The organism is Desulfuromonas sp. DDH964, assembly GCF_001611275.1.
Classification (GTDB): domain Bacteria; phylum Desulfobacterota; class Desulfuromonadia; order Desulfuromonadales; family DDH964; genus DDH964.
In genome coordinates this window covers 2,463,236-2,476,996 of sequence record NZ_CP015080.1, presented here as the reverse complement: position 1 = coordinate 2,476,996, position 13,761 = coordinate 2,463,236, and the positions used below count along the sequence as shown (strand labels likewise).

At 64.1% G+C, this 13,761-nt stretch carries 15 protein-coding genes; all 15 read left to right on the top strand.

Annotation, left to right across the window (positions count from 1 at the left end; translation table 11 throughout):
- Nucleotides 1–30: 30 nt before the first annotated feature.
- The 15 genes from DBW_RS11405 to DBW_RS11340 all read left to right on the top strand — a co-directional run bounded on the left by DBW_RS11405 (nucleotide 31) and on the right by DBW_RS11340 (nucleotide 13,760).
- Nucleotides 31–561: an OmpH family outer membrane protein gene (locus tag DBW_RS11405; RefSeq protein ID WP_066727647.1), complete on the top strand. Its 531-nt coding sequence runs from the start codon at nucleotides 31–33 to the stop codon at nucleotides 559–561.
- A 6-nt stretch (nucleotides 562–567) separates the two neighbouring features.
- Nucleotides 568–1,611 carry a UDP-3-O-(3-hydroxymyristoyl)glucosamine N-acyltransferase gene (gene lpxD, locus DBW_RS11400; RefSeq protein ID WP_066727646.1) on the top strand — a complete coding sequence of 348 codons (1,044 nt, stop codon included), beginning with the start codon at nucleotides 568–570 and terminating at the stop codon, nucleotides 1,609–1,611.
- The gene (gene fabZ, locus DBW_RS11395; protein ID WP_066727645.1) at nucleotides 1,608–2,048 is read left to right on the top strand and encodes a 3-hydroxyacyl-ACP dehydratase FabZ; all 441 of its coding nucleotides are present in this window, start codon (nucleotides 1,608–1,610) and stop codon (nucleotides 2,046–2,048) included. The genes lpxD and fabZ overlap by 4 nt, the downstream gene beginning before the upstream one ends.
- A 5-nt stretch (nucleotides 2,049–2,053) precedes the next feature.
- Nucleotides 2,054–2,824 carry an acyl-ACP--UDP-N-acetylglucosamine O-acyltransferase gene (lpxA, locus tag DBW_RS11390; protein WP_066727644.1) on the top strand — a complete coding sequence of 257 codons (771 nt, stop codon included), beginning with the start codon at nucleotides 2,054–2,056 and terminating at the stop codon, nucleotides 2,822–2,824.
- Between the two features lie 22 nt (nucleotides 2,825–2,846).
- Nucleotides 2,847–4,022, top strand: a complete 1,176-nt coding sequence (gene lpxB, locus DBW_RS11385) for a lipid-A-disaccharide synthase (protein WP_066727643.1) — start codon at nucleotides 2,847–2,849, stop codon at nucleotides 4,020–4,022.
- Nucleotides 4,019–5,758, top strand: coding sequence for a lipid A export permease/ATP-binding protein MsbA (gene msbA, locus DBW_RS11380; protein WP_082820318.1), 1,740 nt, complete (start codon nucleotides 4,019–4,021; stop codon nucleotides 5,756–5,758). The genes lpxB and msbA overlap by 4 nt, the downstream gene beginning before the upstream one ends.
- The gene (locus DBW_RS11375) at nucleotides 5,755–6,426 is read left to right on the top strand and encodes a lysophospholipid acyltransferase family protein (protein WP_066727642.1); all 672 of its coding nucleotides are present in this window, start codon (nucleotides 5,755–5,757) and stop codon (nucleotides 6,424–6,426) included. The genes msbA and DBW_RS11375 overlap by 4 nt, the downstream gene beginning before the upstream one ends.
- The gene (locus DBW_RS11370) at nucleotides 6,410–7,711 is read left to right on the top strand and encodes a 3-deoxy-D-manno-octulosonic acid transferase (protein WP_231875326.1); all 1,302 of its coding nucleotides are present in this window, start codon (nucleotides 6,410–6,412) and stop codon (nucleotides 7,709–7,711) included. The genes DBW_RS11375 and DBW_RS11370 overlap by 17 nt, the downstream gene beginning before the upstream one ends.
- Nucleotides 7,704–8,780 (top strand): tetraacyldisaccharide 4'-kinase, encoded by a 1,077-nt coding sequence (gene lpxK / locus DBW_RS11365; protein WP_066727640.1) that lies wholly within the window; start codon nucleotides 7,704–7,706, stop codon nucleotides 8,778–8,780. Before DBW_RS11370 ends, lpxK begins: the two co-directional genes overlap by 8 nt.
- Entirely contained in the window at nucleotides 8,777–8,944 is a 168-nt protein-coding gene (locus tag DBW_RS18180) for a Trm112 family protein (protein WP_082820317.1), read from the top strand. Before lpxK ends, DBW_RS18180 begins: the two co-directional genes overlap by 4 nt.
- On the top strand, nucleotides 8,941–9,873 hold the full coding sequence (locus DBW_RS11360; RefSeq protein ID WP_066727639.1) for an ELM1/GtrOC1 family putative glycosyltransferase: 933 nt from the start codon (nucleotides 8,941–8,943) through the stop codon (nucleotides 9,871–9,873). The genes DBW_RS18180 and DBW_RS11360 overlap by 4 nt, the downstream gene beginning before the upstream one ends.
- Nucleotides 9,864–10,988 (top strand): glycosyltransferase family 4 protein, encoded by a 1,125-nt coding sequence (locus DBW_RS11355; RefSeq protein ID WP_066727638.1) that lies wholly within the window; start codon nucleotides 9,864–9,866, stop codon nucleotides 10,986–10,988. Before DBW_RS11360 ends, DBW_RS11355 begins: the two co-directional genes overlap by 10 nt.
- Before the next feature lie 90 nt (nucleotides 10,989–11,078).
- Nucleotides 11,079–12,011 carry a glycosyltransferase gene (locus DBW_RS11350; protein ID WP_066727637.1) on the top strand — a complete coding sequence of 311 codons (933 nt, stop codon included), beginning with the start codon at nucleotides 11,079–11,081 and terminating at the stop codon, nucleotides 12,009–12,011.
- A 2-nt stretch (nucleotides 12,012–12,013) separates the two neighbouring features.
- Nucleotides 12,014–13,021 carry a CgeB family protein gene (locus DBW_RS11345; RefSeq protein ID WP_157471874.1) on the top strand — a complete coding sequence of 336 codons (1,008 nt, stop codon included), beginning with the start codon at nucleotides 12,014–12,016 and terminating at the stop codon, nucleotides 13,019–13,021.
- Nucleotides 13,022–13,076: 55 nt separating this feature from the next.
- A complete protein-coding gene (locus DBW_RS11340; protein ID WP_066727635.1) occupies nucleotides 13,077–13,760 on the top strand; it encodes an acetyltransferase in 684 nt (227 codons plus the stop codon).
- Nucleotide 13,761: the final 1 nt, after the last annotated feature.

Genomic DNA, 13,761 nt, shown 5'->3' with positions numbered 1-13,761 from the left:
GTTTTCACCCTATCCCGCAAGGAGTTCGTCATGAAGAAGGTGCTGATCCTGACCCTGTCCCTGATTTTCTTCGGTGCTCTCGCCGCCTCGGCTGCCGAGACCAAGGTCGGCTTCGTCGACCTGCAGAAGGCGCTCAACCTCTCCGCCGAGGGGAAGGCGGCGAAGGAGAAGATCACCGCCAAGGTCAAGGAATACGAGTCGGTCATCGACAGCCGGCAGCAGGAGCTGAAAAAGCTCAAGGAGGATCTGGAGAAGCAGGCGGTCCTCCTTTCGCCCGAGGCGCGCGACGCCAAGGAGCGCGATTACCAGCAGAAGCTCAAGGAATTCCAGCGTTTCACCAAGGATGTTCAGGAGGAGCTGCAGCAGCAGGACAGCGACCACACCAACCGCATCATCGAGAAGCTGGTTAACCTGGTGCAGGAGATTGCCAAGCGCGATGGCTACGACCTGGTTGTCGAGCGCAACAGCGGCGGTATCATCTACGGTGCCGACAAGGTGGATCTCACCGCCATTGTTCTCAAAGAGTTCGATGCCCGGTTCCAGAAGGGCGCCGGGAAGTAAGGGGGGATGATGGCGACCCTCAAGGAACTGGCGGAACTGGTTGGCGGCAAGGTGGTGGGGGACGACCGGCTCGAGATTCTCCGCGTCGCGCCGATCGACAGCGCTGGACCCGGCGAGATTACCTTTGTCGCCAACCCCAAATATCTGCCGCGCCTGGCCGAGACCCGGGCGGCGGCGGCCATTGTCAGCGCCGGGATCGAGAGCCCCGGGTTGCCGCTGGTGGTCTGCGCCAACCCCTATCTCGCCTTCGCGAAAATCCTGACCTGCCTGCAGCCCAGCCGTCCGCAGCCGCAGGGGGTGATGGCCGGGGCGTGCGTTGATCCCTCGGCCCATCTGGCGGAGGAGGTGACGATCCACCCCGGCTGCGTGGTCGGGCCCGGGGTCCGTATCGGTCGCGGCACCATCCTGCATCCCGGGGTGGTCCTCTATGCCGGGGTGGAGGTGGGAGCCGACGCTCTGCTGCATGCCGGCGCGGTGGTACGCGAAGGGTGCCGGCTCGGTGACCGGGTCATTCTGCAGCCCAACGCCGTGATCGGGTCCGACGGTTTCGGCTTCGCCCCGGACGGCAGCCGTTACTACAAGATCCCCCAGGTCGGCATTGTCGTGATCGAGGACGATGTCGAGGTCGGCGCCTGTTGCTGCATCGACCGCGCTGCCATGGGGGTGACCCGGATCGGGCGCGGCACCAAGATCGATAACCTGGTGCAGATCGGGCACAATGTCGCCATCGGCGAAGATACGATCCTCGTCGCCCAGGTCGGTATCGCCGGCAGCACGGTGATCGGCAACCACTGCACCTTTGGCGGCCAGTCGGCGGTGGTTGGCCACATCAAGGTCGGCGACAACGTGATGCTCGGCGGCCAGAGCGGGATCGCGGGGAATACCGAGGGGAACCAGGTGCTCTCCGGTTCGCCGGCGATGCCCCACCGCGAATGGCTGAAAGCCTCGATGAGCTTTGCCAAGCTGCCCGAAATGCGCAAGGAGCTGACCCGGCTGCGCCGGCAGCTCGATGAGATGGAAACGCTGTTGAAGGAGAAGAGCCAAGGATGAAACTTGACAGTCTGCAGATCATGAAGATTCTTCCGCATCGTTACCCCTTTCTCCTCGTCGACCGGATCGAGGAGCTGGTCGAAGGGAAGCGCGTGGTCGGGATCAAAAATGTCACCATCAACGAACCCTTCTTTCAGGGGCACTTCCCGGGCCATCCGGTGATGCCCGGGGTCCTGATTATCGAGGCGATGGCCCAGGTCGGTGGCGTCTTCGCCATCATTTCCGACAAGATCGGACCGGACAAGGTCACCTATTTCACCGGGATCGACAATGCCCGCTTCCGGCGCCCGGTCGTTCCCGGGGATGTGCTGCGCATGGAGCTCGAACTGACCAACTGCCGGCGCGGGCTCTACTGCTTTTCCGGCAAAGCCTACGTCGGCGATCTGCTGGTGACGGAAGCCGATCTCAAGGCAACCTTCGCCCCCAAGGAAGGGTGACGACGATGATTCATGCCACGGCCATCATTCACCCCGGTGCCACCCTGGAAGAGGGGGTCAGCGTCGGGCCCTATGCGGTGATCGGCGACCGGGTCAGCATTGCTGCCGGTACCAGCATCGGTCCCCACGCCGTCATCGAAGGCCCGACGACCATCGGCCGCGATAACCGGATCTTCCAGTTCGCTTCGGTCGGCGCCGTCCCCCAGGATCTCAAGTTCCACGGCGAGGAGACCTTTTTGAAGATCGGCGACCGCAACACCATTCGCGAGTTCGTCACCATCCATCGCGGCACCGAGGACGGCGGCGGCGAGACAGTGATCGGCGATGACAACCTCTTCATGGCCTACTCGCACGTCGCCCACGACTGCAGGGTCGGCAACCGCGTCATTCTCGCCAACTGTGCCACCCTGGCCGGCCATGTCGAGATCGATGATCATGCCATCCTCGGCGGGCTCTCGGCGGTGCACCAGTTTACCCGGGTGGGCAGCCACACCATGATCAGTGGCGGCTCGATGGTCGCCCAGGATGTGCCGCCCTACACCATCGCCCAGGGGGACCGGGCGAAGACGGTAGGGATCAATATCGTCGGCCTCAAGCGGCGCGGCTATTCGGAAGGAGTCCTGCGCTCGATCAAGACCGCCTACAAGCTGGTCTTCCGCAGTGACCTGCGCCTCGAAGAGGCGTTGGCCCGCATCGACAGCGAACTCGAGAAGAGCCCGGAACTGGCGCTCTTTGTCGATTTCATCCGCAACAGCCAGCGGGGGATCGCGCGCTGAGGCGATGGATGCGGAGCCGTCCATGAACCAGATGGGAAGGCTGCGGCGGGCCTTGGTTGTCACCGGCGAGGCCTCGGGCGACCTGCACGGCGCCAACCTGATCAGGGCAGCCCGGGATGTCGATCCCGGGCTCTCCTTTTTCGGTATCGGCGGTTCACGGATGGCGGCCGCGGGGTGTGAAATCATCTTCCCGGCCGAAGAACTGGCGGTGATGGGGCTGGTGGAAGTGCTTGGCAAGCTGGCGACGATCCGGCGCGCCTTTCGTCGGCTCAGGGACGCCCTGCAGGGGGCGCAGCGTCCCGACCTGGTGATCCTGATCGACTATCCCGGCTTCAACCTCCGCTTTGCCCGGGAAGCGAAGCGGGCCGGCATCCCGGTCCTCTACTACATCGGTCCCAAGGTCTGGGCCTGGAAGCGGGGACGGGTCAGGACCATCGCCGCCCGGGTCGACAAGCTGGCGGTGATCTTCCCCTTTGAGCCGGCTCTCTACCAGGGGCTCGGACTCGACGTGGAATATGTCGGCAACCCGCTCCTTGACGAATATCGGCGGGAGCAGGAGCGGCCGGAGTTGCTCAGCGGCCATGGCCTAGATCCGGGGCTGCCGGTAGTCGGGCTCTTCCCGGGGAGCCGCGCCGCCGAGCTCCGCTACATGCTCGGCACTCTGCTGGAGAGTGCCCGGCGGCTCCGCGAGGGTGGTGTGGCCAGGCAATTTCTGATGCCGGTGGCCCCGGGGGTTGATCGCTACTTTCTGGCGGAACGGATTGCCGCGGCCGGTCTCCCCATCGCTCTGGTCGAAGCGAATATCTACGATGTCGCCGCCGCCTGCGACGCGATTCTCTGCGTTTCCGGTACCGTGACCCTGCAGGCCGCCCTCGCCGGAACGCCGCTGGCGATCCTCTACAAGGGCGCCACCCTGACCTACGAAGTAGGCCGGCGGCTGATCCGAATCGACCACTTCGGCCTGCCCAACATTGTCGCCGGCCGCGAGGTGGCCCGCGAGTTTCTGCAGGATGCCGCCTCTCCGGAGGCCCTGGTGGCGGAGATAGAGCGCCTGCTGCAGGACGAGACTTACCGGCAAAACGCCCTGGCCGGCCTCGCTGCCGTTCGCGAGCGCCTCGGCGCCCCCGGATGTTCACGGCGGGTGGCGGAGATTGCCGTTGAAATGATTACCAACAGCAAGACGAAAGGGACCTCGTGAAAGAGCAGGGCCTGACCCTTTACCGCCGGCTTTTCGCTTATGCCTGGCCCTACCGCTGGCGCATCGCGCTCTCGATCGTCGCCTCGCTGGGGGTTGCCGGGACCGATGCCGCCACCGCCAAACTGGTTCAGCCCTTCGTTGACCGCCTGATCGTCGCCGGTGACCGCACCATGGTCGCCCTGGTCCCCTTTCTCGTGCTCGGCCTCGCCTTTTTCAAGGGGGGCTCCCGCTATGTCCAGGAATATTTCATCAAGACCACCGGGCAGCTGGTCATCCAGCGGATTCGGAATGAACTCTACTGCCATGCCATCGATCTGCCGATGCGCTTTTTCTCCCGCACCCCGGCGGGAACGTTGATGTCCCGGATCCTCAATGATGTCGGCGTCATGCAGGGGGCGGTTTCAGATGTGCTGGTCAACATCATGCGGGAAGGGGTGACCCTGGTTGCCCTGACGGCGGTGGCCTTTTACACCGACTGGAAGATGGCGGCCATCGCCTTCATCGTTCTTCCGGTCGCCGGCTGGCCGGCCTCCTTCATCGGCAAAAAAATCAAGGGTTATTCCCGCAGCGGCCAGGGAGCGATGGGGATCCTGACGACTTCTCTGGAACAGACCTTTTCCGGCATCAAGGTGATCAAGGCCTTCGGCACCGAAGAGTTCGAAAAAAGCCGCTTCCTCGCCGTCAACGATCGATTCTACAAATTCATCCGCAAGGTGATCAAGTACGATGCCGGCTCCTCGCCGATGATCGAAATCCTTTCGGCTTTCGGGGTGGCCGGCGTCCTCTGGTTCGGGCTGGCCCGGGTGATGTCGGGGGCGATGACCCAGGGCGAGCTCTTTTCCGTCCTCACCGCGATCCTGCTGATGTACACTCCGCTCAAGCGCCTGACCCGCACCAACAACATGGTACAGCAGGCGATGGGGGCAGCGGAGCGGGTCTTTGAAGTGCTGGAGGAACGCTCGACGATCCAGGACCCCGCCGCGGGGAAATCGCCAGGACGGATCCAGGGCGCGGTGCGGTTCGAAAATGTCGAATTCGCCTATGACGATGAGCCGGTGCTCAGGGATTTCTCGATCACGGCCGCCCCCGGCGAAGTGGTCGCCCTGGTTGGACCCTCCGGCGCCGGCAAGTCGACGGTGGCGGGACTGCTCTGTCGTTTCTACGATCCCACCGGCGGGCGGATTCTCGTCGACGGCTGCGACCTGCGGGAAATGAGCCAGAAGAACCTGCACGACAATATCGCCCTGGTCGACCAGGAGACCTTCCTCTTCAACGAAACGATCCGCGACAATATCCGCTATGGGCGCTTCGCGGCGAGCGAGGCCGAGGTGGAGGAGGCGGCGCGCCTCGCCTATGCCGATGACTTTATCCGGCAACTCCCCGATGGCTACGAGACCTCCATCGGTGACCGCGGCCTGCGCCTCTCCGGCGGTCAGCGCCAGCGGCTCTGTATCGCCCGGGCGATTCTGCGCGATGCGCCGATCTTGATCCTCGACGAGGCGACCAGCGCCCTCGATACCGAGAGCGAAGCGATGGTTCAGCAGGCGCTGGCCAACCTGATGCGCAACCGGACCACCTTCGTCATCGCCCACCGGCTGTCGACGATCATGAATGCCGATCGTATCGTGGTCCTCGAAGCGGGGCGGGTGGTCGAGTGCGGCCGCCACCAGGAGTTGCTGGAGGTGAGCGGGCTCTACCGGCGCCTCTATGAAATGCAGTTCAAGGAGTCGTCATGAAATCGCGCCTCGGCGAGGGGCTGCTGCTCGCTCTGGCGCCTGCGCTGGCCGCCCCGGTGATCCTGCTGCTCCATGCCAGCATGCGCATCGAGATTCGTGGCGAGGAAGGTCCGCGCGGCTACTGGGATCGGGGGGAGCGGGTGATCCTCGCCTCCTGGCACGACCAGCTCCTGATGATGCCGCAGGTCTACCACGGACCGGGCGCCAAGGTCCTGATCAGCGCCTCCCGGGACGGCGAACTTCTGACCCGCACCCTGAAGCACTTCGGTCTCGGTACCGTGCGCGGCTCTTCCAGCCGCGGGGGGCGGGAGGCCTTCCGGGAGATGGTGGAGCTCGGCCGGCAGGATTTCGATCTCGGTATCACCCCCGATGGCCCGAAGGGGCCGCGACACCGGATCAAGCCCGGCGTCGGGGAACTGGCCCGGATTACCGGCCGGCCGGTGATTCCCCTCGCCTTTGCCTGCAGCCGCGGCCATCGCTTTGCTTCCTGGGACCGCTTTCTGCTCCCCTATCCCTTCAGCCGGGCAATCTTCCGCTACGCGGCGCCGGTTTGCCATCAGCGCGGCGAAGACCGGGAGGCCTTTCTCGCCCGGCTGCAGGAGGCGATGGAAGAGAATGACCGGCAGGCACGGGCCTGCCTGGAGGCTTTCGGTGTATCTGCTGTATGACCTGATGCTCCTCGCTTCGAGCTTGGTGCTGGTCCCCTACTACCTGTTCCGGGGCCTGCGCTATGGCAAGAGCCGGCGCGGTATCCGCGAACGGATCGGCTTCTTTGCGCCCGACCGCCTCGCGCCCCTCGCCGGCAGGCGGGTCTTCTGGGTGCACGCCGTCTCCGTCGGCGAGACCCGGGCTGCCATCCCGCTGGTGCGGGCGCTGAAAGAGGCCTATCCCGAGGCGGCGGTACTGATCAGCAATATGACCGAGACCGGCCATGCGGTGGCCGAAACGGTGCGCGAAGCCGACCTCTGCCTCTTCTTCCCCTTCGACCTCTCCTGGGTGGTGCGGCGGGTGCTGGCACAGGTGCAGCCGGCGATGCTGATCATTGTCGAAACCGAAATCTGGCCCAATTTCGTTCGTTTCGGCCATCGTCTCGGCATCCCGGTGGTGCTGGTCAATGGCCGCCTCTCCGACCGCTCTTTCCCCCGCTACCGGCGCATTCGCCCCCTGATGGCGCCATTGCTGGCGAAGTTTTCCGCCTTCTGCATGCAGTCGGAGCTGGACGGCGAACGGATCCGACAGCTGGGGGCCGACCCCGGGCGGGTCGAGGTCACCCATAACCTCAAGTTCGACATGCAGGCGCCGCTGCCGGACGCGGCTGAGGTTCTGCGCCTGCGGGATTGCTACCAGCTTTCTCCCGAGGTCAAGGTCCTGGTCGCCGGCAGCACCCATGCCGGGGAAGAGGAGACGGTGGTCGCCGCCTACCGGCAACTCCTCGCCAGTGGCCGCCAGGCCGTCCTGATCCTGGTCCCGCGCCATCCCGAGCGTTGTCGCCTGGTGGCCGAGATGCTCGGCGCGGCCGGGCTCCCCTGGGTGCTGCGCAGCGAGGTCGAAGGGCGCCCGGAGCGGCTTAGCCCCGGCGCCGTGCTGATCGGCGATACCCTGGGAGAAATGCTCCGTTTTTATGCCGTCGCCGACCTGGTTTTTGTCGGCGGCAGCCTGGTACCGGTGGGCGGGCACAACGTCCTCGAGGCGGCGCTGGTCGGCAAACCGGTCCTGTTCGGCCCGCACATGCATAACTTCAAGGAAATCTCCCGGCTGCTGCTGGTGGTCGGCGGCGGCATCCAGGTGGCCGATGGCGAGAGCCTGGCACGGGAGGCTGGAAAACTGCTCGATTCTCCCCAGGCCTGCCAGGCGATGGGGGCGAAGGGACGCGACCTGCTGGCCGCCAACGCCGGGGCGACGGCGCACACCTTGCGGGTCATTGCCGGCCTGCTCGGGGAGGCGCATGGCTGATCTCGGGGGATGGCATCGGCGCCTGATCGAGGGGTGCGCGAATTCCTTTTCGCAGCAGGCCCTGCTGTTTCTGCTGCGGCTGCCAGCCTTCTTTTTCAGCCTGTTGGGGCGCCTGCGGGTCGCCTGCTACCGTTGGCGCTGGCTGCCGGTCTACCGGGCACCGGTCCCGGTGATTTCCGTCGGCAACCTGGCGGTAGGCGGTACCGGCAAGACGCCGGTGACCGACTACCTGGTCAAGCTCCTCCTCGCCCGCGGGTTGCGCGTGGCCGTGGTCAGCCGCGGTTATGGCGGCGCCGGGGTCGAGGGGGAGGGGCTGGTCAGCAGGGGAGGTGGGCCGATCGTCGGCCCGGAGGCCGCCGGCGACGAGCCCTATCTGCTTGCCCGGCGCAATCCGCGGGCGCTGGTGCTGGTCAACCCCCGCCGTCGCGTCGCGGTCGCAGCCGCCGTCCGGCAAGGCGCCGAGGTGGTGGTTCTCGATGACGGATTTCAGCACCTCGCCGTCGTCCGCGATCTCGATATCGTCCTTCTTGATGCGGCGCGCCCCCTCGGCAACGGCCGGGTGCTGCCGGCCGGGCGCCTGCGCGAGCCGGCCGCGGCCCTGAAGCGGGCCGACCTGCTGCTCTTGACCCGCTACTGCGGCGGCGATCTCCCTGTTCTGCCAGTGGAGAAGCCGACCCTCTGCTGTCGGCACCAGCTGGCGGCAGCGGCCATTGATCTGAAGGGTGAACCCCGGCCACTGGCGGAACTGACCGGGCGCCGGGTGGTGGCCGTTGCCGGCATCGCCGATCCCCAGGCCTTTTTCGCCGCCCTGACCGCGCACGGGATGGTACTGGTGGCGACCTTTCCGTTGCCCGATCACGCCAGCTACGGCCAGGAACTGCGGGCGCAGCTCAGCGCCGCCGCGCGGCAGGCCGACTGCCTGGTGACCACGGAAAAAGACGGCGTCAAGCTAACAGGGGCGGACTTCCCCGTCCCCTGTTACCAGCTGCCGCTGGAGATCGTGTTCGACGCACCGGAGCGTTTCGCAGCCATGATAGAGAACTGCCTGCATGGCAAGGAGGTGGCATGAGTCTTGACAAAAAGCTTCTTGAAATCCTCGCCTGTCCCAAATGCAAGGGGCCGGTCGAGCCCCGGCCCGACGAGTCGGCCCTGGTCTGCCAGGCCTGCCGACTGAGCTACCCGGTCCGGGACAATATCCCGGTCATGCTCATCGACGAGGCGGAACCTTTTTGATTCCAGGCACCGACATCAGAGGCCGGACGCTGCTGGTCCTCAGCGACGGCAAGCCCGGGCACCTGAACCAGTCGCTGGCCTTTGCCGACCTGCTCGGGCTGCAGGCCGCGGTGCGCGAGGTCGCCTTTGCCTTCGCCGGCGCCAAGGGGCTCTCCTATCTTCTGGATCGCTGCGGGCTGCATTCGCCGCACCTTTTCCAGGTCAAGGGAGCGCTGCCTGACTGCTGCGCTGTGGCTGCCGCCGGTTCCGCCACCTACTACGCGGCCAAGGTGATTGCGCGGCAACTCGGGGTGCCGGTCGCTGCCATCATGCTCCCCCGCGGTTACCGCTACGATTTCGACCTGATCCTGGCCCAGGCCCACGATCGGCCGCCGCAGCGCGCCAATATCCTGACCCTGCCGATCAACCTCTGCCGGCCGCGTCCGCAGGGGCTGGTCGCGGCCGTTCCCGGAAAGACGAGTGTCGCCCTGGTGATCGGCGGCCCGAGCCGGCATTTTCAGATGGACCCGGAGACCCTGCGCAGCCAGATCGAGGCGATCTTTGCCCTCTTTCCCGGCGCCGATCTGCTGGTGACCAGCTCTCGGCGTACCCCGGCAGCGGTGGAGGCGCTCCTTGAGACCTTCCCCTTCCGGCGCCGGGTCCTCTACTCGCGGGAGCCGATCAACCCGATCCCCGACTTTCTGGCGCTCAGCGACTACGTCTTCGTTACCGAGGACTCGACTTCGATGATCAGCGAGGCGGTCAGCTTCGGCGCGGCGCGGGTCGAGGTCCTCCCCCTGCAATCGACCGGGGCGCGCAACAAGGTCGGGACCATGGTTGCCACCCTGGCGCAGCGCGGCTGCCTGCACATCTTCGACGGCACCCTCGGGGACTGCGACGAAAAGATCGATCTCGCGGCGCTGCTGCAAGGGGTTCGGCTATGCGGATAATCCAGCTGCTGCCGGAACTGAACGAAGGCGGGGTCGAACGGGGGGTGGTGGAGCTGAGCCGGGAGTTGGTCAGGCTCGGGCATGACAGCCTTGTCCTCAGCGCCGGAGGAAACCTCGCCCCGCAGATCGCGGCGGACGGCGGGCGCCATATCAGCTTCGACCTCTGCAGCAAGAATCCGCTCACCGCTCCGCTGCGGGTGGTGCAGCTGCGACGGCTGCTGGAAAATCTCCGTCCCGATATCCTGCACGCGCGCAGCCGCGTTCCGGCCTGGCTCGGCTGGCTCGCCAACCGCTCCCTGCAGCTTCCCTTTGTCACCACGGTACACGGCTTCAACAGTGTCAATGCCTACAGCCGGGTGATGACCTTCGGGGACCGGGTGATCTGTGTCAGCAGCGCCATCCGCGACTATGTGCAGCTCCACTACGGCGTTCCCACCGAAAAAATGGTGGTCATTCCGAGGGGGGTCGATCTGGTGCGGTTCGATCCGGGCCAACTTGACCGCCAATTCCAGGAGAATTTCAGCAGGGAATACGGGCTCGAGGGGCGTTACGTCATTACCAGTGTCGGCCGCATCACCCAGCTCAAGGACTATGAAACCTTCATCGACGCCCTGGTCCGGGTCAAGACGGTCCTGCCCGAAGTCCTCGGGCTGATCGTCGGTGGGGTGCGGGAGGACAAACAGACCTATTTCCGGCAGCTGCAGCAGCGCATTGCCAGCGCCGGAGCAGAAGAGTACATCCGTTTTACCGGCAGCCAGCGACAGGTGGCGGAAATCTACGCCCTCAGCGATCTGGTCGTCTCCGCCTCAAAGAAACCGGAGAGTTTTGGGCGCGCCGCCGCCGAGGCGCTGGCAATGGAGACGCCGGTGCTGGCAACGAATCATGGCGGTGTGGTCGATATCGTCCGGGACGGCGAGACCGGCTACCTCTTCCCGCCGGGGGAGGCCGCCCTCCTCGCGGACCTGATCCTCCGAGCCCGGCTCACTTCTTTTGCCGGGTTACGGGACTTTGTGGCGAAAAACTTCACCCTGGAGCGGATGGTGGCGGAGACCCTGACGGTTTATAAATCAGAACTATCCAAAGGTTCTCCGGGACCGAACCACGAGGATTCTTAATGCTGGAGGTCACTAAATCGACGTGCCTGCCCTTGATTTTTTCGCCGCTAACCAGCATTCTGTGGCCGACTGTTGCCTAGGGGACCGACGATGAACAGCAATCAACCCATAGCCAGCATCATTGTTCCTGCCTACAATCACGCCAACTACATCCGTGATTGTCTGATGTCCATTTATCGCCAGACTTATCAGAATCTGGAACTGATTATCATCGATGATGGATCCCGAGATGCAACGGCGGCGGTTATTGAGGCCTTTTTGGCAGAATATGAGGCGCGTTTTGCCCGGGTTGAATTCCGTTCCCGGCCCAACCGGGGGGTGAGTGCGACCCTCAACGAACTGGTCTCCTTAAGTCGTGGCGAATGGATCCATCCCCTCTCCTCCGACGACATGTATCTGGATAACAAGGTGGAGGTGATTTGGCAGGCCTACCAGGAATGGGGGGTCCCGGAAGTGGCGTTGATCTATGGCGACACCCTCTTCATGGACATGGACGGCAACCCCGTCGAGATGCCCAAGGGGGTCAGGCCGCCCCCTGGCCCTAACCACCAAGGCTACCTCGAACTTTTTTTCGCCAACCGCCTCAACGGGCCGACCATGGCATTCAGGCGCCGGGCCATCGAGGCGATCGGTGGTTTCGACGAAAGTCTGCCGATGGAGGACTGGGACTGCTGGCTACGTCTCTCGGCGCGCTACCCCATCGGCAGGGTGCCGGAGCCGGTCAGCAGGTACCGCTATCACGCCGACAACAGCCACCGCGGCCAGGCACGCATGCTGCGGGCCATGCTGTTAACTTTTGGTAAGTTCCTGGCCAAGGACGCAGAGCTCCTCCCCGCGGCTCTCATCCGGAAGAACTGGCGCAAGAATCTTCACCGCCTTTATCGCTGGGCGCGGCGGGAAGACCCGGGTTTTCTCCCGTGGTTGTTGGCGCAGGCGTTGCAGTCTCCCTTGCGCCTCCCGACCCCGGCGGATTATACACTGGCGGCAAAACGAATTGCGCATCGTTTGGAGGGGCGCTCGTGAAGTTGCTGCTGGTCGCCAAACCCTGGCGCGGCGGTCTGGCCGATTATCTCTACCAGGCGTTGACCGAGATCGTCCCCGGTTCGGTGGAGTGGTGGCCAACCCGCCCAGTGACTCTGGGTGGGCGGCTGGCCTTCGCGCGGGATAAAAAAGGCTGGTATGCACGACTCTGGGAACGGATCGACCGGTGCGCGGCGGAGGCGCAGATCTTTATCAATTATCCCAGAGAACTCCCACCCCTGGCGCCGAGGAAAAACCGCATTCTCTGGTTGACGGACGGACCTCGTCCCCGCCCCGGAGAACTGGACCCTTTTGGCCGGGTCTGCCTTTCCGATCCCGGATACGTGGGCGAGGTCAAGGCGGCACTTGCGGCGGAGAGCTTTGGCGGCGAAGTTTCTTTCGGTTACTGCCCGGCAGTTCACGCTCCACGAGCCCCTGAAGGCCGGCGGGAGGGAGCCTGCTTCATCGGTAACCGCGATCCCAAGCGGGATCGTTATCTGGCCGCCCTCTTTCAGGCCGGGCATTTTCCGTTGGTCGTAGGCAATTACTTTTTGCATCACCCGTTCTTCTGGCGCCATCCGCTCAACTTCCGCCCCGCGGTCAGTAATCAAGCCATGGGACGCATTTATGGGCGGCACCAGCTTAGCCTGAATATCCATGCCGAAGTAGTGCGGGAAGGGACCAATATGCGGACCTTCGAGTGCGCTGCCTACGGCATTGCCCAACTGGTCGAAAAGCGTCCTGGCCTGGAACGGTTCTTCGACCTGGAGCGGGAGCTTGCAGTGTTTAGTGAAGAGACGGAGCTGGTCGAGAAGCTGGCCGAGCTACTCGCAGCCCCGGAACGGGCAAAAGCTTTGGCCCACCGAGCCCGGCAACGGGTTCTGGCCGAACATTCCTATTATCACCGGGCGGTTCAGTTGCTTGACGGGGTTCTGCCCGCGGCCGTGCTACGTGGTCGACTACAGGCGGCCATGGCCCGCTGGTCCTCCTCGCAAGGAGGGAGCTTCCGCTGACGAAATTTCAACCGAACGGCAGTGCGGCAGCACTCCGTTTAAGGGGGTCGACACCATGGAAAAGGACAGTAGCAAATCGATTGTCATCATCGGTTCCGGAGAGACGGCGGCCATTGCCTATGAATATTTCACCCACGATTCGCCCTACACCGTGGCCGGATTCAGTGTCGAGGCAGCCTATCTCAAGGAACCCAACTTCAACGGCCTTTCGTTGGTCCCCTTCGAGGAGATCGAGGAACACTTCCCACCAGAGGGATACCAGGCCTTCGTCGCTGTCAGCTCAACCAAACTCAACCGGGTGCGGACCCGACTCTTTCATGCAACCAAGGAGAAGGGGTACCAGTGCGCCAGCTATGTCAGCAGCCGGGCCTTCGTTTGGCATAACGTGAAGATCGGCGAAAACTGTTTCATCTTCGAGGACAATACCCTGCAGCCCTTTGTGGAGGTGGGGGAGAATGTGGTGCTCTGGAGCGGTAACCATATCGGACACAACAGCCGAATTGGCGACAATTGCTTCATTGCCTCACAGGTGGTGGTGTCGGGTTTTTGTGAAATCGGCGCCAACTGTTTCCTCGGTGTCAACAGCACCGTCATTAATAACATCAGCATCGGCCGCGACTGCTTCATCGGCGCCGGTACGCTCATCCAGAAGAATACGGGTGAGGGGGAAGTCTATCAGGGGGAGAGCACCAAGCCGTCGGCGGTGACCAGTCACCGTTTGTTCCGTATCAAGGAGTAGT